Raw genomic sequence first — 25,455 nt, forward strand, 5'->3', positions numbered from 1 at the left:
GTAGTTGAGACTGCGATCGCTCTAACTCTGTCTGTGTTTGTTGTAGTTGAGACTGGGATTGCTCTAATTCTGTCTGTGTTTGTTGTAATTGAGACTGCGATCGCTCTAATTCTGTCTGTGTTTGTTGTAGTTGAGCTTGGGAATGCGCTTGGAATAAATCATCTGATTCATCAATATATATAGAGTCTATAGGCGTTTGTATTCTGCTTAATTCATCAGAACATATAGCGACAAAATATATCGGTGATTTTAAACTACAAACTTGTTGATTTAAATTATCGAGGTTTCCCTTATATGCCTTTAAGTTTTTTTCTTGGGTATCTTCTAACGGAAAGACAAACGAGCCAGTCGCCAGTCTGTGACCATAGATATTAGTATATTTAAAATGACTACCAAGCAAGTTCACTAGCTCGTTGTAGTAAAGCTCTTTAACATGAAATGGATTTGAATAATTTGGTTCATCTGAATAAGTCAAGCGATTTGGAGAAGAAATAATTAATATTCCTTCTGGTTTCAGAACTCGTTTAATCTCTAGCATCATTTCTTCATGCTGATCATGATGCTCGATAGTTTCAAAAGATGTTACTACATCAACGCAATTATCTGGTAATGGTATAGCATCGCATGAACCCAACATAAACTTGAGATTGTCGTAGTTACGATACTCTTGGGATGAATATTCTACAGCTTCAGAACTAATATCAACCCCAATCACAGATTCTGCTACTCTTGCTAGTAATGCAGAACCGTAGCCCTCACCCGAAGCAATATCCAATACAGATTTACCAATTACAAAATCAAGACATAAGGCATACCTATGTAGATGCTCATACTTTATTTGTCCATCAATAGCAGGAACGTATCTTTCGCCTGTAAATTCCATATTTCTCAATATAATTTTAATTTTTTAATCTTACTTCACCGCTACCAATGCTTGTGCTGAAGGATAATCAATAGAAAACAGTCTACATTCTTGAAATCCAGCCTGTATTACCTGTTTCCATGCATCACATCCATACTCCGTGTAGACGATAAAGTCAGACAGATTTTCACCTGAACCATGATAACTAGGTGGCATACCTTCTCTAGATGCGGTTAGTCTATCAACAATCATCGGAATAGTAAAAGCACAGTATCCACCAGGTTTCAAAAGCCTATAACACTCTGATAAACCTCGAATTGGATACTTGATATGTTCTAAAACATCTGAATGCACAATTAAGTCAAAAGACATTTCTGGTAATTTAATGTTCATCATATCTAATTCTGGATATATCTTTAAACTATGATTTGGTATTTGAGCTAAAAACTTTGTTAAACTCCCGGCTTCGTTGATTTCTAGTATTTGCAGATTTTGGATTCGGTCTTCTTTAACAAAATCTTGAAATAAACCGACATATCCAAAACATTTCATGATTGATACAGCTAATGTCATTGACCGTAAGTTAGAAAGACATTCTGTACAATGTAAGCCTTGTTGTTTATTAATATATTCAACTTCATAATTTGACAGACCCCATTCATTAATTAATTCCTGCCAAAGAACATCATTAATACTAAAATTATCAGAGCCGCAACAATAACAAATCATTTTTCCTGATGATGCCTAATTTCATATTTGGTTGGTTGTAACTGTTTCTAATTTATGGTTAATATTAACCTCGCTAAACCTGATAAACCCAAAAGTTAAGTCTGTTACTCCTGATTGTATAGCCATAGAAGCCTGCAACCAATCCATCATTTCGTGGCTATCTTGACTACCATCAGCTACCGCTGGCTCTAGAGAGTAACTATCACTTTTAATATGCGGCCACTTGATTTTGAAAGTAACAGAAATCAATTGATTTTTTCTAAATTTAGGTAGTTGATATTTGTACTGCGTTGTGTTCCATCCTGTTATAGCTACTCTTAGTCTGTCAAACATTGTGATACCTAAAATCGGATTATCCACATCATCATAACTAATGATCTTTGTTTGAAGTATCAACCATTCATCAGGCATGACGAAACCTATTTTTTGCCCTTGTTCATTTAAGCTTTCTAAGCTAATAATTTCACAGCGTCCCGTGCCGAATCTTTTAGTATTATTAAATGCTAAATATTCATTACCAGTAAATGGATTTATTTTATTGTCACTACCTGACTGTTTATCTGAATTTATCTCTATAATTACCTCACTATTTACGACTGTTTCTTTGTCAGTTTGAACATGAGTTACTAAATCAGACTCTTTTTTTAGTTTCTCATTAATTTTGTCATACATCCATGCTTGGTATGATTTACTAATATCAATTGGTTTACCTTGCTCTACTATTTGACCATCATTAATCCATATAACTTCAGAACAAAGGCGAGAGACTGAACCTAAATCATGAGAAACAAACAAAATTGTTCCTCCTGCATCTTGAAAATCTTTAATTTTTGCCATGCAGCGATGGACAAAAACTCCATCTCCTACTGATAAAGCTTCATCCACTATCAAAATTTCGGGTTCAACATTTACTGCTACTGCAAAAGCCAAGCGGACAAACATACCACTAGAATAGGTTTTTACAGGTTCATCAATAAAATCACCTATATCCGCAAAGTCAACAATCTCATCAAACTTATCTTCAATTTCTTGTTTACTTAAGCCTAGTAATCTACCATTAAAAAATACGTTTTGCCTGCCAGTAAACTCAGGATTAAAGCCACTACCCAATTCTAATAAAGCCGATATTCTTCCTTGGACTTTTACTTCTCCTGTAGTTGGCATCATAGTGCCAGCAATAATTTGCAATAGGGTACTTTTTCCAGAACCATTACGCCCTACGATTCCTGACGTTTGTCCCTTAGGAATTTCTAAGTTAATATTCTGTAAAGCCCAAAATTCTTGTCCATAGGTTTTAGCAGGTAGTAGAATTTCCCTCAACCTTTCTACAGGATGATGATAACGTTTGTAACATTTAGAAACGTTTTTTAAGGAAATAGCAATTTCTTCTCCCATACTTTTACTGTTAATTTTCACAACTCTCACACAATTACTAAAGGGAGATGAAGAGATCATATTTACAATACATCAGCAAAAGCCGGACGCAACCGCTTATACACCACAAACCCAGTACAAAATATAATAACTGCGATCGCAGACGATACACCCCATTCTCCCCAGTGTTGTACTTCCCCAACTAAAACTATGTCACGATAAATCTCAGCGATCGCAGTCATGGGATTTAACCAAAATACCAAACTCCGCCATTGCTCTGGAATTGCTGATGCTGGATAGACAAGCGGTGTTGCGTAAAACCAAATATTTAAAATCACCCCTAAAGTCTGCGGGATATCTCGCAAAAACACAGTTAGTCCTGCCACTAAATAACCCAATCCTGCCGTTAGTAATAACTGCGTTAGCCAAACCAAGGGTAATAGCGCCAAGGTAGCATGTAAAGTATGAGAAATTGCTGCCACAAAAAAAATCAACGCTATTAAACCGAAGGAACTCTCAATGAACGCAGATAAAATTGGCACCAGCGGTAACAAACTTAGCGGAAATACAACCTTTTTGACTAAATTCGGCTGTGCTACTACTGAATTAGCAGACACTATCAAACCCCCTGTAAAAGCAATCCAGGGAAGCAAACCCGCAAATACCCACAAACCAAAGGTTAAGTTACTTTCCGGTAAACCTTTGAGAGGTAACTTTACCTTCAGCACAACCGAAAATACATAAGTGTAAATCAGTAGTTGTGATAACTGATTTAGCAAAGGCCACAAATTACCTAAAATAGAACCTTTATACCGCGCTTCTAAATCTCGCCTAACCAAAGTTCTCAGCAAGTCAAATTTTGCCCATAACCGTTCATCTACAGGCAGTATGCACCTCAGCCTTACTGCTTTACGTACAAAAACTCGCATTACTTGTAACAATTATTGCTTCCTCGTTCACTACCTACACACCTAATACTTCTCCATAAAGCTTTAGAGCAATAAAAGTATGCTTGTCTGCTTTGGAGAATAAATTGTTACTATAAAATCTTATCCAAATTTGGTGATCATATAATAAATCAAGCTGTTGCCAACTGTATTTTTACTACACATATAAATCTTATCGGCAACGGTGCTTTTTTCAAGTGGCAAGTTTTTGCTTAACTTAAAGTATCTGGATCAACTCCCTGCGATCGCAAATACTCTGCAAGTCTATCAGCCCGTTGGCGTTCTTGTTGGCCCCGTTGGCGTTCTTGTTGTAATTGTTCAGCTAACTCCGTCGGTGTTAGTAATTTGTCCCCCGTATCTAGACGATAAAATCCCAAGACTTCCCCCTCCACCGCCACTCTTAATCCTAGAGGTTGAGATATACCATCCGTAATTAACTGGTAAGTCTCACCATCTAACCTATATCCCCTTAACTTTTCTTCAATCCATTCCCCCTTCGGATCAAATAACCAATATTCTAAAATCCCTAATTGTTCATAGAGATTTTTCTTTTGCTCTTGGTCTTGTTTTTGAGTTCCTTGAGAAGTCATTTCAAATACCACCTGGGGAACTTGACCTTCCTCCCAAACTTTATAACTATCCCGACCCCCAGGCGGCACATCAAAAATTACCATCACATCTGGTGCAACTCTTAATTTGGGAAAACCTTGAGCATAGTAGAGAAATTGGTCTGCTAAAACTGTGGCTTGTCTGCCTGCTAGGTATTGTTTAATTACTTCTAGGGTAGTGAGAATTGCGTAGAGATGTAAGTATGATTCTGCCAATGGTTCACCATCAGAACTGGGATATTCGATGTTGGGATTGACTATTTTGATAGTTGTAGTCATGGCTACCTTTTACTAGGGTAGATTGTTTGGATCAATTCCTTGCGATCGCAAATACTCTGCCAATCGCTCTGCTCGTTGATGTTCTAGGTCAGCCCGTTGGCGTTCTTGTTCAGCCAGTTGACGTTCTTGTTCAGCTTGTTCTTTTCGCGTAGACACCCAACCTGCTGAATTATACCAACGCAACCACAAACCCGTTGTCTGTTGATAAGAACCTTGCCAAAGACCTAATCCGAGTTCTAACTCTTCCAACCATAAGCGGTTATCTGGTAAAGATATTGCTTCATAGCGAGTGCCTGTGAGTTTAAAGGCACGCAAATGATTTTCATAGCGATCGTAGACAATGTAGTAAGGAACCCTCAAAATACGTTCGTATACTTCCCACTTGGTTGGAGGTCGGTTTACTTCCCGCAGTGTTTTTCCTAAGTCTTCTTGTTCTGTACCAGGTGAGAGTAATTCAACTACTAAAAACGGAATAACTCCCTCTTGCCAAATGACATAACTTAAGCGTAGGTCTTGCTGTTGGCTGGCACTAGGTAATCCTAAAACCATATACCAGTCAGGACGCTTGTACCACAAAGTATGGCGGGGATCGTAGTAAAGATTTAAGTCACTAGCAAGTAAAATTTCCTCAGATGGATAAGTCAAAGGCTGACAAGTTTCACTGAGCAAATCCGCCTGAATACGGTGAAATTCATCTGGCAAACCTGATTCCCCAACGAATTCACTGGGTAAATCATACATCGTAGGCATGGTTTCCTGTGGCGGACGCGGTGGATCTGTTTGATACATGACTACTACCTTCGTTGCTTAACTCAAGCTATCTGGATTAACTCCTAACGATCGCAAATGTTCCGCCAACCCTTGCGATCGCATCTGTTCTTGTTTTAAGGACAATTGCGCTTTCAATGCCTGTTGCACTGTGACAAACATGGGTATCGACCAGCTTGGTTGTTGATTTAATTTTAAGCTGTTAGGTCAGGAGTTAGAAGTCAAGAATTGGGAATTTTCTTCTTCATCTCCCTCATCTCCACTGAATTTGTGAGAGCAGAGTCACGGTTTCCGCTACACTGAGACTTGGTTTATCTGAATTGTAATCAGGCATGGAAATCGGACAAAAGGTTAAAGTCTATCGTTTGCGCGATCGCGTTTCTCCCCCAGTTGTAAAAAAACTCGGACAAGTGGGTATTATCCAAGGCTACAAAGTCACCGATGGTGGTGGTATCGGTGTAGTGCTGCTGTTTGACGATAATTATTCCACTTGGTTTTTTGAAGATGAAATCAAACCTGTGTAGTAGTAAAGAACTCAGATCCAAGTTTTTCTTGGTATCTGAAATTTTAAGCACAGGTTGAGAGTCTTTGTTGAGTGCTAAGTTGGAGTTGAAAAGATCGGCGGTGAAAATAGGAATCAACTAATGGCTCTAATATTGACATTTTTGGGCAAAGGCGGCACCGCTCGTACCAAAATTGCGATCGCCGCCGCCAAATTATTGGCAAGTCAAGGCAAGCGCGTACTCTTAGCAGGACAAGCAGAACCAACATTATCAATCCTTTTGGGTACTCCCATTGCTGCTGATCCTCAAGAGATCGCTCCCAAGTTACAGGCGGTACAGTTTCAAGCATCTGTACTGCTTGAGCGTAACTGGGATGAAGTGAAAAAACTGGAGGCACAATACCTCCGCACCCCCATCTTCAAAGAGGTTTTTGGTCAAGAACTGGTAGTGTTACCAGGGATGGACAACGCCCTAGCCCTGAATGCTATCCGCGAATATGATGCCAGTGGCAAATATGATGCGATCGTCTACGATGGCACGGGTGACTCTTTAACGTTGCGAATGTTGGGTTTGCCAGAATCTCTCAGTTGGTATGTCCGGCGATTTCGGCAATTGTTTGTCAACTCCGATTTGGGGAAGACGATTACTGAATCGCCCTTGATTCAACCGCTGATTAGCAGTTTTTTCAATATCAACTGGACAGCAGATAACTTTGCAGGTCCCACTAACCAAGTCAATAATTTCTTAGAAAAGGGGAGAGCCGCTCTTGCCGATCCTAAGCGTCTCGCTGCTTTCTTAGTAACTACAGGAGATCCCCTTGAGGTAGCAAATGCTCGTTATTTGTGGGGTAGTGCTCAACAAATCGGTTTAACTGTCGGTGGTGTTCTGCTTGTGTCTACTGAAACGAATGTCAACCTGTCAGAGGAATTTATACCTCTACCTGTGAGCGTCGTTCCCGACTCGCCAACAGGTGACTGGCAACCATTGATAGACGCCCTACCCAACTTTGAAGCACAAGCGCTACAGGCTCCTAAACCAATTGAAATAGACATCCACAATCGTCAGGTACGCTTATTCTTGCCAGGATTTGACAAAAAGCAGGTCAAGCTTACTCAATATGGGCCAGAAGTCACTGTGGAAGCAGGAGATCAGCGGCGCAATATCCCTTTACCCCCGGCTCTGAGTGGCAGACCCGTTGCTGGAGCAAAGTTTCAGAATAATTATTTGATAATTTCGTTTTAAGTTATGGGAATGGGGACTGGGGACTGGGGACTGGGAACTGGGGAATAGGGACTGGGGAATAGGGAAGAAACTTAATCACCAATGCCCAATTCCCGATGCCCAATTCCCAATGCCCAAAATGCCCAATTCCCGATGCCCAATTAATTAGTAAAAATTATGTCAGAATCAACTCCCATTACCCCAGACCCCAACCCATCTGAGGCATTAGCAAATAATCCCAGTGAGCAAGCAATAGCATCTAGCGATCGCAGTGCGAAAACTAGACAGCTGCTAGGGATGAAAGGTGCAGCGCCAGGGGAAACCTCAATTTGGAAAATCCGTTTGCAGCTCATGAAGCCGATTACCTGGATTCCCCTAATTTGGGGCGTAGTCTGTGGTGCGGCTTCTTCTGGTAACTATACCTGGACGCTGGAAAATGTCTTGAAGGTAGCAACCTGTATGTTACTGGCTGGGCCATTGATGACAGGTTACACCCAAATCCTCAATGACTACTACGATCGCGAAATCGATGCCATAAATGAACCCTATCGCCCGATTCCCTCTGGAGCAATTCCCCTACCCCAGGTAATTATTCAGATTTGGGTATTACTGATTGCTGGTATTGGTTTGGCATTTGTGCTGGATGTGTGGTCTGGTCATGAATTCCCGACAATTACAGCGATCGCAATCATCGGTTCTTTCATTGCCTACATTTATTCTGCACCTCCCCTGAAACTCAAACAAAACGGCTGGCTAGGTAGCTACGCCTTGGGTGCAAGCTATATCACCCTACCTTGGTCTACAGGACACGCTTTGTTTGGCGATCTCAATTCCACAATTGTGATTTTGACAATGTTCTACAGCTTGGCTGGATTGGGCATTGCTATTGTGAATGATTTTAAGAGTGTAGAAGGCGATCGCCAGCTAGGATTAAATTCACTACCCGTAATGTTTGGCATCACCGCCGCCTCTTGGATTTGTGTAGTGACAATTGATGTCTTTCAAGGATTGATTGCAGCTTATCTCGTCAGCATCCATGAGAATTTGTATGCAGCAATACTAGTACTGTTAATCATCCCGCAAATCACCTTGCAGGATATGTATTTCTTGCGCGACCCCGTTAAGAATGATGTTAAGTACCAAGCCAGCGCCCAACCTTTCCTTGTTCTAGGAATGCTCGTCACTGGTTTAGCGCTGGGTCATGCTGGCGTTTAAATTATACTTCTATAGTGAGAAGTTAGGAATTAGGAGTTAGGAGGTAATATACTTCTAACTCCTAATTTGTATCAGGACATATCGTGTTTAAACTGATATCTTTCCTCATCTATGGGATTCAACCTTTGTTAGTCCCGATTTGCTTTGTTGTAGCTTGGACTGTAATTATTCTCGTTGTTTGGAGTCTTTGTGCAGCAGCACGAGATGGTTTGACTACAGCCAAGCAAATGCATCAAATCCCTTGTACTGGTTGCCAATTTTTTACCGACAATTACCGTCTTAAATGTACTGTACGCCCATCTATTGCCAATACAGAAGAAGCGATCGATTGTTCTGACTATCAACCGAAGACTAATCCTTATCTCTATTAGGGAGCAGGGGGAGCAGAGGGAGCATGGGGAGAAGAATTAATAACTAATGCCCAATGCCCAATGCCCAATGCCCAATGACAAATGACAAATGACAAATGACTAATGACTAATGACAAATGACTAATGACTAATATCTAACAATATTTTCAAAACACCCCGACTCTGAGCGTGTTCAAAAGCTGCAAGCCCTTCAATGAGGGGGTAGGTGGCATGAATTAGAGGTTGCACATTAACTTGTCCTGTAGCTAGTAGCTGAAGGGCTGGGGCAAAGGGGCCACAACGAGAACCGATGAGGGTGATTTCATCTACTACTAAAGAAGAAGCATCTAGACTGAGTTTGCCAGAATAAGTACTTTTCAGTACAAGCGTACCACGGGGACGTAGGGCGCGGCGGGCGATTGCAAATCCTTCTGGATTACCAGTACATTCTACTGAGATATCGAAATATCCATCTTTCACAGCATTAGCTAAACCAGTTTTAATCCCCCGTGCCTCTAAGTTAGCCAGTTTGTCTTGATGACGCCCCACAGCTAAGAGTTCACAGCCGGTTAAGGCTAATGTCTGAGCTACCAACTGCCCTAGTTTGCCATCTCCAACCACTAGCACCCGATTATTTGGATGTAATGGCACTTGCTGCTGAATTTCCAAAGCTGCTGCTATAGGTTCGGTAAATGTTGCTACTTCTGTTGGCACATTATCAGGTACAGGATGCAGATTCTCTATTGGCAAACAGAGATATTCACCAAAGGCTCCATTCCGGTTGACAATACCCAAAACTGTACGATTTTCGCAGTGAGTTGATTGTCCGCTGCAACAAAAGCGACAATGCCCACACACAGCGTTGATTTCTCCAACTACGCGTTTGTTAACTAAGTGTTCTGGCCCTTGTTCAACGACACCCACAAATTCATGACCTAAAATACCAGTGTAGGGATAGTAGCCTCTGAGTAATTCCAGGTCAGTGTTACAGATACCCGCACGCAAGACGCGTACTAAAGCTTCTCCTGGTGGTGGTTCAGGAATGGAAATGTCTGTGCGTAATTGTAACTGGTTGTTTTCGAGCCAGAGTCCTTTCATTCTTTTTCACGTCCTTTGCCTAAATATGTTGTCATACCATTTTCAAAAATCTTTGCAACATAATGAAGGGGCGTATATCCGTATCCTACCCACGCTTATGTCTCTGTAGAAGGTATTTCTTTAATTTTGGTTACATCAATTTTGCTTAACCAAGTAACCAAGTCTTCTGAGTCAAGTGTGATCTCACTTCCCAAGGTTTTGATATAAAGAAGTCCGTCGCTAATAATTAAATCTCGGATTGGATACCATGAATCTCGTGTTCTAATCAGAAGTTCCAACGGAATCCCTAGTCTTGAAGTATACTTGCGATATTTCCACCAAGCTCGCCATAGAAGGACACATTTAGTACAGTGCATCTCATAGCCTTTGGGAACTTCGCAGTATTGATACTGATAAAAACCCCGACTATCTACTTCTCCTTTGAGGAGATAACTATATTCTGCTAATGCCTGATTTATCAATTCCCACTGGGTTGATTTTGGAGAAATTGAGAATTCAGATAGGGTGTTAGATAGCTGTACGGTAGCAATAACACCTTCGGCTTTTGCTGTCAGTTGGTTAGTCTTATAAACTGTTTGCGCTGTCAAAGCAGGATTTGACAACAAAACTTCTTTTTTCTGGATAGAGTTTTGTACAAACTCTCGAATTAAATCTAGATTAGACAACATAAAATTTTTTATACTAAATTAACCAGTGTTATAAAAGCCACAACACTACTTAAATTAGTAACTACACTGGTTTTGCACTTAAATCAGGATTATTACCAGCTTCATTTATACTCAATTCTTTGTTTGACTAGGGTTTTGTTAAGTTTTATATTGATATGCCGCCATCCACTATGCTGGTTGACAAAATCACTGTTTCCAGGTGTGTAAGCGGCAAATTAAATTTTTACGCCTTCGAGAAAAGGTTGAAATACCGGAACTAATTCGGGACGACTGACAACAAGGGTGGGAAAAGAGCGATCGCTATAATCTTCTCCTGCTGACAACGGAAACGGCTCTGAATTAAGTGATGACCATACCCCACCAGCCGCTTGGACAATTACCCAAGCCCCCGCTATATCCCAAACTTTTGGTGTCGCCTCAATCCCACCGAGAGTAGCCCCAGTAGCAACTGTCAAAAAATTATAGCTAGCTACACCCAACATCCGAATTTTACAAGGAAAGCCGTTTTTGATAGCTGCGGTACTACGAGAACAAAGGTTAAAAAAGTGATTATTGCTGGGACTATCAACACTTGTGTGGATGGGATGGTGGTTGAGAAATGCTCCTATTGGTGTTGCCAAACCAGATGAACCTGCCCAGAAACCATGAAAAGCTTGATTCAAGGTTGGTGCGTAAACATACCCAAAAATGGGTGTGCCTCGATACAGTAAACCCAGAGATATTGTCCAGAGAGGAATACCGCGTGTGAAGTTGGTTGTACCGTCGAGAGGATCAATTACCCAGCACCACTCAGTACCGGGAAATGACTGATCACTCTCTTCGCTCAAAATGCCGTAACCAGAGAAATTAGAAGCGATCGCATCTCGAATTTCCTGATCTGCCCATTTATCTGCTTGCGTCACCAAACTACCATCAGCTTTTTGGTCAGCCTGTACTTTCCCAAAATCTTGCATTAGCTGCTTGCCCACCCTGGTAGTGGTAGTTTGGGCAAAATCCAGAATTGTTGTCCAAAAATCATTCATTGGTTATTTAGTCATTTGTCATTTGTTTCATGCCCAATGCCCCATGTCCTATACAGTTTAATCTAAATCGCTTTCTAAAACAGATGCGATCGCTTGTTTGGCACTTGTTTGAAATTCTGTGACGTTCACCCGATTCAGAAACCAAATTGATGCCACCATTCCCACGGCTTCTAGAGCAAATACCAGTCCATAAGCTAACTCTGGGCTAGGTAACAGCTGGCGTCCAATATCTAAAACTGTACCTCCGATTACTACCGCCACACCTCTAGAAAGGGACTGTGCTAATCCCCATGCCCCAATGAATGTACCTGCGGCTTCCGCTGCGGTAAGATCCAACATCAAGCTAATTGCAGCCGTTGTTAAGAAACCTGTGGCTAAACCGAATAAGACCAAACCTAGTTTGAGAACTGCTGCATTAGCTGTGAATCCTGATATACCTAGCAATATTGCACAGAATGCTACCAACATACAGCCTAGACGTGCAGTTCTGCGCTTACCCAAACGCGGGACTATAAAAAAGCCCGTAACACCGTAGGCAATCAGTAGACCCGTTCCATAAAAAATGTTTAATTTGGTGCTTTCCGCTAGGGGCATTTTAAACACTTGACCCGCATAGGGTTCCAAAATCGGGTCTTGCATAAACAAACTGATAGTCATCACCAATAAAAAGGTGAAAAATATACCTGTTTGTGGGCTAGCTGTCAAGATTTTCCAAGCATTGCCCAGAGTAATGCTATCTTCCCGGTTCACCAGTGTGGAACGGGTTGAGTATTGGGAGTATTTTTTTTCTACGCCAAATGTTGCTGCGATCGCTAAACCAAATACAATTGCAGGGACGATAGTAAATAACCGATTGATCGCTGGTTGCAAAGTTTCTACAGTTGCTTCTGGCGTTAACTGCTTGAGCAAGCTGGCACTAATAATCGCGCCAACAATAATCCCCACCATTAGCATCGACCAAACCACACCGACTACTTTGGAACGGTTATCTTCTTCAGATATATCCACCAACAAAGCAGCAAAGGCAGTACCGCTGGCACAAATTCCTAGACCGTATACAGCAAATACCAAAGCCAAAAGTGCTGTCCAGCCGATTGTTTGGGTTGTCCATACCCAATTACCTGCACTATTTCCAGCAAGATTCATCTGCCACATTACTTGTACAGCTAAAAATGCTGCGATCGCAAATATTGCCGCGCCCACCCAAACATAGGCTGTGCGGTGGTATCCCCATAACGGCTTGGCATCGGAAATCTGGCCAAACCAGATACGTGAAGGAGCAACAAATAAAGGCAGTGCTAAAACTACTGATACCAGCGTCGCCGGAATTGCTATTTCTTGAATCATGACTCTGTTGAGTACCCCCAGAGTCAAGATAGACATCATGCTCAACCCCATCTGAAATAAACCCAGCCGGAACATGGTCAGCAGGTTTACCCTTGGCACAGATAGGGATTTTGTTTTGGTATCAAATACTTCACCGCTTGCCATAGCTACTTTTTCGTATAGTTTATAAGATTTAATCTCTCTCTTTAAATAAAGATAAACCCTACCCGCTCGAAATCAGCGAAGGAAAAGTTGAAGTTGCGATGGCGTTGCGCCGCCAGAGGCGATCGTTCGCAGTTATTTGGCAAATAATCATACACCTCGATTAGCATAAACTTCAGCCAAGTTAGGATTAATCTTTAGAGCTTGGTTGTAATCTGCGATGTCTACGACGGGCTACGCCTATGCATAACGAGAGAATTTTAGGATGAAGTAGTGAAACGAGACTCCATTTACTATCAAATTTTTAAGCGCTTTCCAGGGTTACTCTTTGAACTGGTTGATAATCCTCCTCTGCAAGGGCAAAACTATCGATTTGAATCACTTGAAGTCAAAGAAACCGCTTTTCGCATCGATGGTGTATTTTTACCTCCAGAGAATGCAACATCCAAGGTGATCTTTTTTGCCGAAGTTCAATTCCAAAGAGATGAAGCCCTCTATCATCGGTTCTTTACCGAGTCGCTGATGTACCTGAACCGAAATCGTTCTCAGTACGATGACTGGTTCTGTGTAGTAATTTTTTCATCACGCTCATTGGAACCAAGCGATCAAAGAACTCATCGAATATTTCTCAACAGCGACCAAGTGCAGCGAATCTATTTAGAGGAGTTAGGCGCGACTAATCAGCAGCCAATAGGCATCAACTTGATGCAGTTGACTCTAGCATCAGATGAAGTGATGGCCGAGCAAGCGAAGCAATTGATTGAGCGGGTAAAATTAGAGGAAACGGACACACTGCCGAAAAACGAAATACTAGACATCATCACCACAATCGCCGTTTATAAGTTTTCGACCTTGAGTAGAGAGGAAGTTGAAGCTATGCTAGGACTCACTTTAGAGCAAACAAGGGTTTATCAAGAAGCGAAAGCCGAGGGTCGAGAAGAAGGTCGAGAAGAGGGTCGAGAGGAAGGTCGAGAAGAACGGGAAGCTGAAATGTTGAAACTTACCGTCCCTCTGTTACTAAAAACAGGGATGAGTATGGAGCAGATTGCTCAACACCTCAATGTTGATATAGAAGCTGTCCAGATTGCCGCACAGTCAGGTACATAGAATGAGGAAGTGGAAGCTATGCTGGGATTGACTTTGGAGCAAACAAGAGTTTATCAGGAAGCGAAAGCCGAGGGTCGAGAAGAACGGAAAACTGAAATATTGAAACTTACTGTGCCTCTGTTACTAAAAACAGGGATGAGTATGGAGCAGATTGCTCAACATCTCAATGTTGATATAGAGGCTGTCCAGCTTGCCGCACAGCAAAATACATAGAATTGATATTTCATGTCTGTTGTCATATTTTGGCAAAATGAGGAGAGCTTGATAAGAATCCTCAATTGTTCTTTTCTGGTTTCCAGAGCGATCGCGCCGAAATCTGACATATTAAGAAGCTCATGACTTCATCAGAGTTGGGACTTGCTAGCAGGGTACTCCAGTCTCTAAAGTTTGCATAGCATTTCTACACTCACTCACCCGAAAAATTGTTATGCTGCTTCACTACTACACACTTCTTGCCGAAGATTATAAAATATTAATAGCTGGAATTATTGCTTTACTATGTAAAATGTTTGATTTTCTTTGATTTTAGTGTCAACACTGATAGAAATATTTGCTTTTTCTGTAATTCTAAGTTCTGTATATGAATCGTTATTTAATTGAATTGTCAAAATAGGTTTTTTGTAAAAGTTACCTTCTGCTGTTTCAATTATAAGCATATCTTCAACTTTTATCGTATAATTTTCGATTTCAAATGCCAATACTTTATTACTAAAGATTTTAATTACTTTTTCTATTTTTTTAAATGTAGATATTGATTCTTTTTTAATAAATTCCTCAACTAATATTTCCAAAAGAGCTTGGCAATATTTTTCTAAAAATTGTATATAAGGCTCTAATCCAGATATGCTTAAAATATCTAATACTTCTGAACCGTGAGCAATCTGATTTCTTCTTTCAACTAAATCATTTATTGTATTGTATAGAGTATCTGTATCTAAATTGGGTATATTTTTAATTTGTTTCTCATTTTTAATATATTGAATTAATGTTTGATTTTTTTTTAATGCATCATTCAAACTAACATTTATAAGCTCAAATAGCTTTACAATTTGTTTGTGCTTCAAATTACCTGATGACAGAACAAAAGCTTCTGTATTAAATTTGTAACTTATAGGGTTTACAATACATTTATTTAGCTTTTCTAAAACTTCTTCTTTTGTAAGATGCTGATATTTGGCACTTTCTCTACTTACAATAGTATTTATTAGTTTTAAAGAAAGTTCAAAATGATTATTTCTGATTTTTTCATCTATTTCTTTATACTCGCTTACTAAACTAGAAAGGGAATCAAGATATTCCTTAATCCAAATTTCTACATATTTTTCTAGCAACCCATAAAGTGAAATAATAGATGCTTTGTACTCAAATATTTTTTTATCAGTTCCAAAACTTCTATGATGCTCTGTCAACGTACTTAGCGACGATTCAATTTGTTCATTATTAGTCTGCAATCCAGTATAATCTACCAAATTATTCACATACTGAATATGTTTAAAATATTCTCGTACTTGATTGATTTCTTTTTTGAAGCTCTCCAATGATGTTGTATGCATAATTTCTACTAAAGCTTATGATATATAATCTTGTAGAAAGTTATGAAAATATTTTATGCGTGATTCTACATCTTTTTTGTTATTGTCTCTACCATCAAAAAGGAATCTATTGTTCTCTTCCTTAACGTATAGCAATTCTTTATTGGAATATAAAGCACTTTTTATTGATTGACTATGTTTGAGGAAACTTTCCTTGTGCGAAATATTATTTGCAAACACCTGCATCAATGGATCGTAAATAGTTTTTAATGGAACTTTATTGTCACGCTTTTGTTTTGGTGGTATAAAAGCTGAATTTCCAAATATTGAATAAATCAAATTAATAGTTTCATTAAAAAGGGCTTCAAGATTTTTTATTGTTTGATCTTGATAACTATTTGCTTGCTTTAAATAGTCATCTAAAAATTTATCCACTGTGGATTTGAAGTTAGTTATATGTCGATAAGCAAAAAATCGTAAAACCAATTCAACATCTTCCATTTTGCGATAAGGTTCACTTTTAAGTAATTCTTTTTCTCCTTCGGATTCTAAAGGTAACTTCCACATCTTACGGAAAGAGTCGTTTTGAGCAAGTTTTATACACAATTGGTTAAACTTGCCATTTAGTAAGGCATTTCTTGTTTCCTGTGGAGTTAGTTTTTCTCCGCCACTATTCAATCTTTCAAAAACTATTTGCTTGAGAGAATCAGCTTCTTCTGCGCTTTTTGCTGTCTCCTGCAACAATACAATAGATGATAAATAACGCCGATCTATTCCTCTTTTAATTTGTTGCGGTAAGTTCTTATAATTTCGCCCATTAAGTTCCTGCCAATATTCTAACCCTTCTAAATCAAATTTTCCTTTGTAAAAATCATAAATAGCTGTTAGCCTTTGTAGCCCATCCATTACTTCATAAATAGAGTAATCGACTTCATACAGAAAGATAGGCGGAATCGGCACATTCATTATGAATGATTCTATCAAACGAGATTTTCGAGTATTGTCCCACCTCTTTCTGCGCTGGTATTCAGGATTTAGAATATACTTTTGACTGTCAAGCATAGTTTCAATACTATCAAGTGGGTAACGAGCTTGTTCCGTTACAATTCTTATCTCTCCCTTATTATATTTTTCATTAATCTTATCATCTGGAAGAGAGATTTGAAGATTATCCGACTTATCTGATAAAGAAAATGTTTCGCCTGGAATCAAATGACTATTTGTTGTCATGCAGAGGTCTCCAGATTTTATGGTGATCAACTTTTTTAATCATAGATGACACTGTACATCCATGTATATAAAAACCTACAAGATGCCTTCAAAAGGCTTGCAAGGCTTGAATTTTCATTTTAATGCACAAATTTTCAGATAGCTAATCTGTTAATCTCAGCTATTCTACAAAACGAGGCTATAACTATTTGACAGCATGATCACACTTCAGCATTAGTTAAAACACAATCATTGTAACAGTTGACCCCTTACGTTAATCAATCACGCCATTCAATCCCCGTTTCTTAACTAGGTACAACAGCTTAAGAGCATTGCCACTGAAACGATTATGACCGATTGATTTATAACTTTTGAACTGTTGATAGACTTGTATTCAAAATAGCAGCAAATACTGCCTGACTGACAAAAAATTTTATAGTAAACCTAATAGTAATATTTACTGAAGTTCTGGTATTGTACTGTAACTTTATCGGACGGAATCAAGCTACATAAAAAATTCAATGTGAAAATGTGGTTTTAACTACGCTATTCCATTGAATTAGTAAGATAAACTTGCCGTATGTATGTCATCAAACTACTTACCTTCATCTAGTAATCAAAAAGGCATAAGCAATGAGTAAAGAACCAGTCAAAGTAATATTATGGGAAGAAAATCAAAAAGATTTTCTAAAAAAGTTCTATGATCTCCAATTTACTCCCAGAGTAGGAGAAGAAGTTTACCTAAAAAAGGAGAAATGGAAAGTAACCAGAGTTGAGCATGATATCGAAATTAGTGAGATTAATGTCTACATGGAATTAATCAAAAAAGCCAAGCAGGATAAATCATCTAATTCATAAATACAAGTAAATACACTCAACTATAGCAATCCTATTTGATTTGTGAGAATTGCAGATCGCAGATCCCCGACTTCTTCGAGAAGTCGGGGATCTTGTTTATGCGAGTTTGATTTAGATTTTAAATTTTTACTGCAAGGCGCGATGTCTACGACGGGCTACGCCTACGCACAACAAGAGTTGCGTCCAAGTGGTGACGATCGCGCTGTAACGATACACTATAAAAGTAAAGAAATGTAAATAAACTAAATTTTGCAACCGTGGAAAACATCACATTGGGGCAAAATGGCCCAGTTGTTACACCCTTGTGCATAGGCACTTGGGCTTGGGGTGATAAACTATTTTGGAATTATGGCGATCGCTACGGCCCAGAACAGTTACAAGAAGCCTTTACAGCAGCCTTAGAAGCTGGTATTACCTTCTTTGATACAGCCGAAGTCTACGGAATGGGATTATCAGAGAAATTTTTGGGAGAATTTCTGCAACAGACACAACAATCTGTACAAATTGCCACGAAATTTGGCCCCCTACCGTGGCGATTTACAGCCCAATCCGTCTCTGATGCTTTAACAGCCAGCCTCAAACGCTTGCAATTAGAGCGAATCGCCCTGTATCAAGTACATTGGCCTTTTGCCTTCTTTTTAAGTCAAGAAACTTTGATGAATGCCTTAGCAGATGAAGTGAAGCGGGGCAGAATTGCCGCAGTCGGTGTGAGTAATTACTCAGCAGAGCAAATGCGAGACGCACATCAAATATTGGCGGCCCGTGGAGTGCCTTTGGCTGTGAATCAAGTGCGTTATTCTTTACTCAGTCGCCAAGTTGAAAGCCAAGGTATTATCACAACTGCGCGTGAGTTGGGTGTGATTATCTTGGCTTATAGTCCTTTAGCACAGGGATTACTCACTGGAAAGTACAGCATTGATAGTACTGAAATCCCAACTGGTGCGAGGAAAATAGACCCACGATTTAAGAAAGAAGGTCTACAAAAAATTGCCCCAGTCATATCTTTGCTACGCAATTTCGGGGAAAAATACGATCGCACTCCAGCTCAAGTTGCTCTCAACTGGTTAATTGCTCAGGGAAATGTTATTCCTATTGCTGGGGTGAAGACAGCTGAACACGTGCGGCAAAATGCTGGTGCTTTGGGCTGGAGATTGAACGACGATGAAATTGGAGAGTTAGAACAACTTAGTCGTCTTTGGCTGTAGTATTTTTGATTTGTCTAAAAAACAATACAGTTCAGAGTGAGCAACAAAACCCTCATGTAGAGACGCGATTTATCGCGTCTTCAAAGACTAAAAAAGCCAAAAAGTCAAGAGCATAAAGTCAAAATCTTAACTCCTGACTCTTAACTCTCAACTCTGCCAATTTTTAGATTTGGAATTTTGGATTTTGGATTGAAGAAAAAATCTAAAATCCAAAATTGATTAACTGTTGACTAAGAAGCTGATTCCCTAGCTGTAGGTTAACCTAGCTTTTTACTAGGGGATGCAGAAGATTCACGACCACTTCCACTTGTCCGCAGTTTGGGCTTGGGTGAAGAATGTCTTTCTTCATCTCCATTGCTGCTATCTGATTTCCACGCAGCACGGGGGCGATCGCTGGAAGATTCACGACGCTTACCAAGTCTTGGTTTGGGAGCAGAAGATTCTTCTTGAGGAATTTCCACGTCTGAACTCAACCAAGCAGGACGAGTTTGATCGTAAGCGATTTGCAATGCTGCGGCGGCGATCGCTTGAGCATCGTATTCTTCAATCAGTTCGCTGACAATTGGCAAGAACGAAGCCAAACGCTCACCTGTCAAAGCTTCTCGCACTAGTTCTTGCAATTTCAGAATGTGTTTTGCTTCAATCTGGGCGCGTGTGGGAATTGTCAGCACTTGCCAACTTTGGCGGTTATGACGTTCAAATGTTTGCTGTTTGCGGCGCTCAAATGGTTGTACTAAAGAAATTGCTGTTCCTTCTTTACCAGCACGACCAGTACGACCAATGCGGTGGACGTAGGTTTCTACGCTGTCGGGTAAGTCGAAGTTGATTACATGGGAGAGTTGATCGACATCTAACCCTCTTGCTGCAATATCAGTTGCTACCACCCAGCGAACTTGACGGTTACGGAATCTAATTAATAACCGTTCCCGCGCTTGTTGGGACAAGTCACCGTGGTATTCATCGACACTATGACCAGCACCTTGTAACTGACTGGTGAGTTCTGCGGCTGTGCGTCTGGTGCGAACAAAGATTAAAGCTGTTTCTGGATCTTCCATTTCCAGAATTGGCTGTAAAGCTTTGGCTTTTGTCCAGTGGCGGGGGATCAAGTAAGCTACTTGATTAATCTTGTTGGGAGCGGCTTTTGGCTGTTCAACGGTGACAGTTGCAGGCGATCGCAAGAACTTGTTCACCAACATCCGAATCGAGGGTGGCATTGTTGCCGAGAATAAAGCTGTTTGGCGATCTACGGGCGCTTGCGAGAGGATTTTGATCACATCGTCGATAAAGCCCATGCTCAACATTTCATCAGCTTCATCTAACACAAACCACTTCACTTGATCGAGCTTTAAACAGCCGCGATCTAGCAAATCGATCACCCGTCCTGGAGTACCCACGACCATGTGAACGCCACGTTTGAGTTGTAACATTTGGCGGTCAATTGATTGACCACCGTAGATTGCTAACACCCGCAATCCTTCATTACCGATGAATTGGGCGATCGCATCGTGAACTTGCATTGCTAATTCACGAGTTGGTGTTAAAACTATGGCTTGTACGGCTCTTTGATTAATATCTAACCGCTCTAATATTGGCAGTGAAAATGCTGCCGTTTTGCCTGTTCCTGTTTGAGATTGACCTACCACATCACGACCACTCAGCAATTGGGGAATTGCTTGTACTTGAATGTTAGTAGGTTCGGTAAAACCGATTTTTTCTAGTTGTTCGACACGTTCTTGGGAAATGCCTAATTCTTGAAATGAAAGAGTCATTAATTCTCCTAAATTTTTTGTAAGGATTTTTGGATTAGTCATTTAGTCATTAGTCATTTAGTCATTAGTCATTAGTCATTAGTTATTGGCTATTGGTAAGCCAAGGGCGATAGCGGAGCCTCAACTCTTAGAGAGGCTATGTCAACAAGTCCGCCAGCGTTTTAGGTAAACCCTCATGAAAACTGCCATTAATGCAGTATTGACCTTAGGATAAGGATGAATATATAAGGGTCATTTAACAAAAGACAAAGGACAAAAGACAAAGGACAATTTAATTATTGACTACCTGACCATAGAGGTCGTATGTATCAGCGTGGTGAATCGCTATTGGCACGATGGTTCCTAATTTTGCCTGGCCTTTGACATACACCAGACCATCAACCTCTGGGGAAAATCTACCTGAACGACCGATTAATTCACCACTTTCAGGGTTTTCTTGCTCAATCAGGACATCGACGATTTTGCCTACTTCCTGTTGATTTTTCTTTTGAGAAATCGGTTGCTGGAGTTCCATCAGTTGGTATCGGCGATCGTCCATCACTTCTTGGGGCAAGTGATTTGGTAGTTTGTAAGCTGGGGTTCCTTCCTCAGAGGAAAAGGTGAAGACACCAACATGATCAAATTCATGCCGCTGAACGAACTCTAGTAGATGCTCAAAATGCTCGCTTGTTTCTCCTGGGAAACCAACAATAAATGTTGTCCGCATTACGGCTGTTGGTAGCGCCGTTCTAATGCGATCTATAATCCCATCATTTACGCGTCCTTGCCAAGGACGATTCATGGCGCGGAGAATATCTGGATGGGAATGCTGCAAGGGCAAATCCAGGTAAGGCAAGACGTTCGGTGTTTCTTGGATCGCCGCGATCACATCTGGGGTTAGTCCCGTGGGATAAGCATAGTGCATTCTGATCCACGGTATATCTACTTTCCCCAAAGCGCGAAGTAATTCCGCTAATTTTGGCTGACCGTAAATATCCAAACCGTAATTAGTGGTGATTTGGGAAATTAGAATAATTTCCTTTACCCCTTGACTAACTAACTGCTCCGCTTCGGCGACGATAGATTCAATAGTACGCGATCGCTGGTTCCCTCGAAGATGAGGAATTATACAAAATGCACAACGATAATCACATCCTTCTGCAACCCGTAGATAAGCTACGCCCTCGGTTGTAGTACGATAGCGCGGTGTAGTCTCGTCGGCAATGTAGGTTGGTTCGATACTAACCTGTTTGACCCGCTCGCCAAGTTCAACACGCTCAATTACATTTACAATTTTGTGATAATCGCCTGTACCCACTACAGCTACTGCTTCGGGTAACTCCTCCAAAAGTTGTTCTTGGAAGTGTTGCGCCATACAGCCAGTGATTACGATCTTTTTATTTGCCTCTGCCAGTTCTACCAAAGTTCTGACAGATTCTTGCCGGGCTGCTTCAATAAAACTACAGGTATTAACAATAACGTAATCGGCTAACTCTTCATTTGTATCTACACCGTAGCCTGCTTCTACGAGCATTCCCAGCATGTGTTCCGTATCAATTCGATTTTTCTCGCAGCCCAGGTGAGAAATGGCAATTGTTGGCTTATCACCCATATTTTGAAAATATCTTCATTTTTTTCTTCTTGTAGTCAAACATCGCAGCGCTAATTTCGCTTTTTTCTATCACTATCCTTCAGATAACAGTATGCAGTAGATTTCCACTGTCAGTAATTGTCCGTGGACTTATGACCCTATCAATAAATAAAAATAGAGGCCATGTTATGATATTTTTATCAATCTGTTCCCCAGGGTAAATTGAAGTGTCTTTGGGTACATTTGACACTTGTAATCTTTTTTAACAATTCGCCTATTGGTATTTTACATTACCACAGCGTGTGCGTTGTTAACCTACCCATCGGGAAGCCGCCCAAAGGGCTTGTTGTGAGAAGTCGCTACCCTCAGGGAAATCGACGAAAGCGACTACGCCTATAAAGCAGTAATGCTACCCTGGCGATTGGCAAGTCCTACGACAATGCGCGGACAAGACGCCTAAACCACGGAAAGCTGCCTTGCGTCTAGTGAGTGGCAAACTCCTCTTGTAGCCAGGTTTTATCTTAACATATCTTATGGGAGGTTTCACGCCAATTTCCATCTTAGGAAGGAGGCAGTAAACCGACTATCATAAAACACATTTGACTAGTTAATGAAAAGTCAAGAGTCAAGGGTCAAGAGGAGCCAGTCACGTGCGGGGTTTTCCCCGTTGAAGAGCCACCTCCCTATAGAGATTTTCTCTGTTCAGGGGAGTGGCGTTGAACTGGCGTTCAATAGTCAAAAAATTCTGGACTCTGGACTCCGCGAGGCGGATTAAAGACGTGGACTTATATCAGATATTTAAAACTCGTTCACCAATTATTGGCGTGGTTCACCTGCTACCACTGCCTACCTCACCCCGTTGGGGAGGTAGCCTAAAAGCGGTGATTGATCGTGCCGAACAAGAAGCCGCAGCCCTAGCAAGTGGAGGGGTTGACGGGCTGATTGTCGAGAATTTTTTCGACGCGCCGTTTACCAAAAACCAAGTCGATCCAGTGGTTGTGAGTGCCATGACCATTGTGGTGCAGCGGATACAGAATTTAGTGACTTTGCCTATAGGCTTAAATGTTTTGCGAAATGATGGCAAAAGTGCAATGGCGATCGCTAGCTGTGTGCAAGCGCAATTTATCCGCGTCAATGTCCTCACAGGGGTGATGGCAACCGACCAAGGATTAATTGAGGGAGAAGCCCATCAACTACTCCGTTATCGACGGGAGTTAGGTTCTGATGTTAAAATCCTGGCCGATGTGTTGGTGAAACACGCCCGTCCTTTGAGTTCTCCAAATCTCACAGTCGCCGTGAAAGACACCATTGAAAGGGGTTTAGCAGACGCAGTGATTTTATCTGGTTGGGCTACTGGTAGTCCTCCTAACTTAGAAGATTTGGAACTAGCTTGTGGCGCAGCAAACGGCACACCAGTGTTCATCGGTAGCGGGGCCAATTGGGAAAATATTGATACATTGATGCAGGCAGCAGATGGCGTAATAGTTTCCAGTTCGCTGAAACGTCACGGACGTATAGAGCAACCAATTGACCCTATTCGCGTCGGTCAATTTGTGGAAGCTGCCCGTCGCAATTGGAACTCCAAAGGTGAAAGCAAATCAGCAGAACAAGTGAAGTTGCATTCTTAACTGGGGCATGGGGACTAGGGACTGGGTACTGGGGACTAGGGATTAGGAGCTAGGAGGACATAAAGAACAAAGGGAATTATTTAAAAAGTCATTCCTCCTTTGTCTCTCCCCATTCCCCATTCCCCATTCCCCATTCCCCATTCCCCATCCCCCATTCCCCATTCCCCATTCCCCATTCCCTAATATTTATGATTCGCCGTCGTTCTACTCCTTGGATTCATAAATGGTCACGTCCATTGATTGCCGCGATCGCTGGATGTGGTGCCCTGATAACAGGTTATCTCACCATAGAAAAGTTAACAGGAGGCAGTGCCGCTTGTGTGGCCGAAGCTGGTGCTAAGGGCTGTAATGATGTGCTTTCCAGTCCTTGGGCAACGGTTTTTGGTCAGCCGTTAGCTTTGTTTGGATTTTTGGCATACATCAGTATGGTGGTATTGGCTTTAGCTCCCTTGGTATTTAAATCAGGGGAAAACAATAGCCGCAAACAATTGGAAAATTGGACATGGTGGTTGCTGCTGGTGGGTGCGATCGCGATGTCTGTCTTTAGCGGCTACTTAATGTACGTGTTGGCATCTCAAATCAAAGCTATTTGTCCTTACTGTATTGGTTCAGCTTTGTTCTCCCTCAGTCTTTTGGTACTGACGATTATCGGTCGCACTTGGGAGGATATTGGACAAATCTTATTTACCGCTCTGATTGTCGGGATGGTGACACTGATTGGTACTTTAGGCGTCTATGCTGGTGTGAATCAATCACAGGTTACACCTGGAACTCCTGGACAACCTGTAAAAATTGCCTTTACTCCCAATGTCAAACCTAACCCAGCATTTGGTTGGGAAATTACCACTACTTCTGGTGAAGCAGAAATAGCCTTAGCACGCCATCTAGCGAAAGTAGGTGCGAAGCAATACAGTGCTTACTGGTGTCCTCACTGTCATGAACAAAAGCTGCTTTTTGGTAAAGAAGCTGAGGAAATAGTCAACAATGATATCAAGGTAGAGTGCGCTGCCGATGGACTCAAAGCTCAACCAGAACTTTGTCAAGCCGCAAAAATTGAAGGCTTTCCCACTTGGATTATCAATGGTAAAAGCTATAGCGGAGTTCAAAACTTAGAGGAACTAGCGAAAGTTTCTGCCTACACAGGGCCTCGTAACTTCAAGTATTTTAAATAATTGACTTGAAGAGACTTCATCTGCGGTTTCCAATCCATTAGGGAGCCTACACCAACCTAGCTGTACGGTGTAGTTTACATCTAATAGTCAACTGGATGAATACAGCAAAGTCTGTTTCCAGTTGGCTTTTTTATTTTTGGTAATAGTTCAATAAGTCTTGTCTAATACCCAATTATCAATTTTCCTACGGCTTTTATTTGCAAACACCTGACGCTAAAGGAAATTAATCAAGTATATTTACTTTAAGATAATGTATACTTTAATTTCTTTTTA

General features: G+C 41.0%; 27 protein-coding genes. 10 read left to right on the forward strand and 17 right to left on the reverse strand.

Annotation, left to right across the window (positions count from 1 at the left end; translation table 11 throughout):
• The 7 genes from ABF638_RS08930 to ABF638_RS08960 all read right to left on the reverse strand — a co-directional run.
• Positions 1-883, reverse strand: an 883-nt coding sequence (locus tag ABF638_RS08930; RefSeq protein ID WP_435022084.1) for a methyltransferase domain-containing protein, incomplete at its 3' end; no start/stop codon positions are given.
• Between the two features lie 30 nt (positions 884-913).
• The gene (locus tag ABF638_RS08935) at positions 914-1,414 is read right to left on the reverse strand and encodes a class I SAM-dependent methyltransferase (protein ID WP_435022086.1); all 501 of its coding nucleotides are present in this window, start codon (positions 1,412-1,414) and stop codon (positions 914-916) included.
• Positions 1,415-1,612: 198 nt separating this feature from the next.
• Positions 1,613-2,986, reverse strand: coding sequence for an ABC transporter ATP-binding protein (locus tag ABF638_RS08940; protein ID WP_435022088.1), 1,374 nt, complete (start codon positions 2,984-2,986; stop codon positions 1,613-1,615).
• A 62-nt stretch (positions 2,987-3,048) separates the two neighbouring features.
• Positions 3,049-3,894, reverse strand: a complete 846-nt coding sequence (locus tag ABF638_RS08945) for an ABC transporter permease (RefSeq protein WP_435022164.1) — start codon at positions 3,892-3,894, stop codon at positions 3,049-3,051.
• 230 nt (positions 3,895-4,124) lie between these two features.
• Positions 4,125-4,799 carry a Uma2 family endonuclease gene (locus ABF638_RS08950; RefSeq protein ID WP_435022090.1) on the reverse strand — a complete coding sequence of 225 codons (675 nt, stop codon included), beginning with the start codon at positions 4,797-4,799 and terminating at the stop codon, positions 4,125-4,127.
• Between the two features lie 12 nt (positions 4,800-4,811).
• Positions 4,812-5,588: a Uma2 family endonuclease gene (locus ABF638_RS08955; protein ID WP_435022092.1), complete on the reverse strand. Its 777-nt coding sequence runs from the start codon at positions 5,586-5,588 to the stop codon at positions 4,812-4,814.
• 18 nt (positions 5,589-5,606) lie between these two features.
• Positions 5,607-5,729, reverse strand: a complete 123-nt coding sequence (locus tag ABF638_RS08960; RefSeq protein ID WP_435022094.1) for a hypothetical protein — start codon at positions 5,727-5,729, stop codon at positions 5,607-5,609.
• Positions 5,730-5,899: 170 nt separating this feature from the next.
• Here ABF638_RS08960 and petP point away from each other — a divergent pair, with 170 nt between their 5' ends.
• The 4 genes from petP (at position 5,900) to ABF638_RS08980 (ending at position 8,877) form a co-directional block, all read left to right on the forward strand.
• Entirely contained in the window at positions 5,900-6,091 is a 192-nt protein-coding gene (gene petP / locus ABF638_RS08965; protein WP_334768076.1) for a cytochrome b6f subunit PetP, read from the forward strand.
• Positions 6,092-6,211: 120 nt separating this feature from the next.
• A complete protein-coding gene (locus tag ABF638_RS08970) occupies positions 6,212-7,312 on the forward strand; it encodes a Get3/ArsA fold putative tail anchor-mediating ATPase NosAFP (RefSeq protein WP_181928436.1) in 1,101 nt (366 codons plus the stop codon).
• 156 nt (positions 7,313-7,468) lie between these two features.
• On the forward strand, positions 7,469-8,506 hold the full coding sequence (gene chlG, locus ABF638_RS08975; protein ID WP_435022097.1) for a chlorophyll synthase ChlG: 1,038 nt from the start codon (positions 7,469-7,471) through the stop codon (positions 8,504-8,506).
• Between the two features lie 83 nt (positions 8,507-8,589).
• Positions 8,590-8,877 (forward strand): hypothetical protein, encoded by a 288-nt coding sequence (locus ABF638_RS08980; protein WP_181928438.1) that lies wholly within the window; start codon positions 8,590-8,592, stop codon positions 8,875-8,877.
• Positions 8,878-8,997: 120 nt separating this feature from the next.
• Here the strand turns inward: ABF638_RS08980 and ABF638_RS08985 are convergent, their stop codons facing one another.
• From ABF638_RS08985 to ABF638_RS09010, 6 genes are all read right to left on the reverse strand, one after another.
• Positions 8,998-9,954: an MDR/zinc-dependent alcohol dehydrogenase-like family protein gene (locus ABF638_RS08985; protein ID WP_435022099.1), complete on the reverse strand. Its 957-nt coding sequence runs from the start codon at positions 9,952-9,954 to the stop codon at positions 8,998-9,000.
• Between the two features lie 95 nt (positions 9,955-10,049).
• Positions 10,050-10,622 carry a hypothetical protein gene (locus tag ABF638_RS08990; RefSeq protein ID WP_435022101.1) on the reverse strand — a complete coding sequence of 191 codons (573 nt, stop codon included), beginning with the start codon at positions 10,620-10,622 and terminating at the stop codon, positions 10,050-10,052.
• A gap of 215 nt (positions 10,623-10,837) precedes the next feature.
• Entirely contained in the window at positions 10,838-11,644 is an 807-nt protein-coding gene (locus ABF638_RS08995) for an inositol monophosphatase family protein (protein WP_435022103.1), read from the reverse strand.
• Between the two features lie 57 nt (positions 11,645-11,701).
• Positions 11,702-13,135, reverse strand: a complete 1,434-nt coding sequence (locus tag ABF638_RS09000) for a BCD family MFS transporter (RefSeq protein WP_435022105.1) — start codon at positions 13,133-13,135, stop codon at positions 11,702-11,704.
• Between the two features lie 41 nt (positions 13,136-13,176).
• Positions 13,177-13,302, reverse strand: a complete 126-nt coding sequence (locus ABF638_RS09005; RefSeq protein ID WP_435022107.1) for a hypothetical protein — start codon at positions 13,300-13,302, stop codon at positions 13,177-13,179.
• Positions 13,283-13,354, reverse strand: coding sequence for a tetratricopeptide repeat protein (locus ABF638_RS09010; protein ID WP_420760936.1), 72 nt, complete (start codon positions 13,352-13,354; stop codon positions 13,283-13,285). Before ABF638_RS09010 ends, ABF638_RS09005 begins: the two co-directional genes overlap by 20 nt.
• Positions 13,355-13,405: 51 nt before the next feature.
• Between ABF638_RS09010 and ABF638_RS09015 the strand changes: the two genes are divergently transcribed.
• A complete protein-coding gene (locus ABF638_RS09015; RefSeq protein WP_435022109.1) occupies positions 13,406-14,239 on the forward strand; it encodes an Rpn family recombination-promoting nuclease/putative transposase in 834 nt (277 codons plus the stop codon).
• An 18-nt stretch (positions 14,240-14,257) separates the two neighbouring features.
• The gene (locus ABF638_RS09020; protein WP_435022111.1) at positions 14,258-14,452 is read left to right on the forward strand and encodes a hypothetical protein; all 195 of its coding nucleotides are present in this window, start codon (positions 14,258-14,260) and stop codon (positions 14,450-14,452) included.
• Positions 14,453-14,724: 272 nt separating this feature from the next.
• On the opposite strand, the gene ABF638_RS09025 is transcribed toward ABF638_RS09020, so the two are convergent.
• Together ABF638_RS09025 and ABF638_RS09030 are read right to left on the reverse strand one after the other, a co-directional pair.
• Complete coding sequence (locus ABF638_RS09025; RefSeq protein ID WP_435022113.1) at positions 14,725-15,792, reverse strand: MAE_28990/MAE_18760 family HEPN-like nuclease; 1,068 nt, start codon at positions 15,790-15,792, stop codon at positions 14,725-14,727.
• Between the two features lie 15 nt (positions 15,793-15,807).
• Complete coding sequence (locus ABF638_RS09030) at positions 15,808-17,001, reverse strand: DUF262 domain-containing protein (RefSeq protein ID WP_435022115.1); 1,194 nt, start codon at positions 16,999-17,001, stop codon at positions 15,808-15,810.
• A 612-nt stretch (positions 17,002-17,613) separates the two neighbouring features.
• On the opposite strand from ABF638_RS09030, the gene ABF638_RS09035 reads away from it, so the two are divergent.
• Positions 17,614-17,838 (forward strand): hypothetical protein, encoded by a 225-nt coding sequence (locus ABF638_RS09035; protein WP_109011393.1) that lies wholly within the window; start codon positions 17,614-17,616, stop codon positions 17,836-17,838.
• A 257-nt stretch (positions 17,839-18,095) separates the two neighbouring features.
• The gene (locus ABF638_RS09040; protein ID WP_435022117.1) at positions 18,096-19,043 is read left to right on the forward strand and encodes an aldo/keto reductase; all 948 of its coding nucleotides are present in this window, start codon (positions 18,096-18,098) and stop codon (positions 19,041-19,043) included.
• Between the two features lie 257 nt (positions 19,044-19,300).
• On the opposite strand, the gene ABF638_RS09045 is transcribed toward ABF638_RS09040, so the two are convergent.
• Together ABF638_RS09045 and rimO are read right to left on the reverse strand one after the other, a co-directional pair.
• Entirely contained in the window at positions 19,301-20,812 is a 1,512-nt protein-coding gene (locus ABF638_RS09045; RefSeq protein ID WP_435022119.1) for a DEAD/DEAH box helicase, read from the reverse strand.
• Positions 20,813-21,083: 271 nt separating this feature from the next.
• Positions 21,084-22,403 (reverse strand): 30S ribosomal protein S12 methylthiotransferase RimO, encoded by a 1,320-nt coding sequence (rimO, locus tag ABF638_RS09050; protein WP_435022121.1) that lies wholly within the window; start codon positions 22,401-22,403, stop codon positions 21,084-21,086.
• A gap of 758 nt (positions 22,404-23,161) precedes the next feature.
• On the opposite strand from rimO, the gene btpA reads away from it, so the two are divergent.
• A complete protein-coding gene (gene btpA, locus ABF638_RS09055; RefSeq protein WP_435022166.1) occupies positions 23,162-24,010 on the forward strand; it encodes a photosystem I biogenesis protein BtpA in 849 nt (282 codons plus the stop codon).
• Positions 24,011-24,198: 188 nt separating this feature from the next.
• Positions 24,199-25,182, forward strand: coding sequence for a vitamin K epoxide reductase family protein (locus tag ABF638_RS09060; protein WP_435022123.1), 984 nt, complete (start codon positions 24,199-24,201; stop codon positions 25,180-25,182).
• Positions 25,183-25,455 lie beyond the last annotated feature (273 nt).

Source organism: Nostoc sp. CALU 1950 (assembly GCF_051172895.1).
GTDB lineage: Bacteria > Cyanobacteriota > Cyanobacteriia > Cyanobacteriales > Nostocaceae > Nostoc > Nostoc edaphicum_A.

Coding starts and splice junctions, on each gene's coding strand:
- ABF638_RS08935 (WP_435022086.1), bottom strand. CDS start 1,414: ATGAAATGTTTTGGATATGTCGGTTTATTTCAAGATTTTGTTAAAGAA.
- ABF638_RS08940 (WP_435022088.1), bottom strand. CDS start 2,986: ATGGGAGAAGAAATTGCTATTTCCTTAAAAAACGTTTCTAAATGTTAC.
- ABF638_RS08945 (WP_435022164.1), bottom strand. CDS start 3,894: ATGCGAGTTTTTGTACGTAAAGCAGTAAGGCTGAGGTGCATACTGCCT.
- ABF638_RS08950 (WP_435022090.1), bottom strand. CDS start 4,799: ATGACTACAACTATCAAAATAGTCAATCCCAACATCGAATATCCCAGT.
- ABF638_RS08955 (WP_435022092.1), bottom strand. CDS start 5,588: ATGTATCAAACAGATCCACCGCGTCCGCCACAGGAAACCATGCCTACG.
- ABF638_RS08960 (WP_435022094.1), bottom strand. CDS start 5,729: ATGTTTGTCACAGTGCAACAGGCATTGAAAGCGCAATTGTCCTTAAAA.
- petP (WP_334768076.1), top strand. CDS start 5,900: ATGGAAATCGGACAAAAGGTTAAAGTCTATCGTTTGCGCGATCGCGTT.
- ABF638_RS08970 (WP_181928436.1), top strand. CDS start 6,212: ATGGCTCTAATATTGACATTTTTGGGCAAAGGCGGCACCGCTCGTACC.
- chlG (WP_435022097.1), top strand. CDS start 7,469: ATGTCAGAATCAACTCCCATTACCCCAGACCCCAACCCATCTGAGGCA.
- ABF638_RS08985 (WP_435022099.1), bottom strand. CDS start 9,954: ATGAAAGGACTCTGGCTCGAAAACAACCAGTTACAATTACGCACAGAC.
- ABF638_RS08990 (WP_435022101.1), bottom strand. CDS start 10,622: ATGTTGTCTAATCTAGATTTAATTCGAGAGTTTGTACAAAACTCTATC.
- ABF638_RS08995 (WP_435022103.1), bottom strand. CDS start 11,644: ATGAATGATTTTTGGACAACAATTCTGGATTTTGCCCAAACTACCACT.
- ABF638_RS09000 (WP_435022105.1), bottom strand. CDS start 13,135: ATGGCAAGCGGTGAAGTATTTGATACCAAAACAAAATCCCTATCTGTG.
- ABF638_RS09005 (WP_435022107.1), bottom strand. CDS start 13,302: ATGCTAATCGAGGTGTATGATTATTTGCCAAATAACTGCGAACGATCG.
- ABF638_RS09020 (WP_435022111.1), top strand. CDS start 14,258: ATGCTGGGATTGACTTTGGAGCAAACAAGAGTTTATCAGGAAGCGAAA.
- ABF638_RS09025 (WP_435022113.1), bottom strand. CDS start 15,792: ATGCATACAACATCATTGGAGAGCTTCAAAAAAGAAATCAATCAAGTA.
- ABF638_RS09030 (WP_435022115.1), bottom strand. CDS start 17,001: ATGACAACAAATAGTCATTTGATTCCAGGCGAAACATTTTCTTTATCA.
- ABF638_RS09035 (WP_109011393.1), top strand. CDS start 17,614: ATGAGTAAAGAACCAGTCAAAGTAATATTATGGGAAGAAAATCAAAAA.
- ABF638_RS09045 (WP_435022119.1), bottom strand. CDS start 20,812: ATGACTCTTTCATTTCAAGAATTAGGCATTTCCCAAGAACGTGTCGAA.
- rimO (WP_435022121.1), bottom strand. CDS start 22,403: ATGGGTGATAAGCCAACAATTGCCATTTCTCACCTGGGCTGCGAGAAA.
- ABF638_RS09060 (WP_435022123.1), top strand. CDS start 24,199: ATGATTCGCCGTCGTTCTACTCCTTGGATTCATAAATGGTCACGTCCA.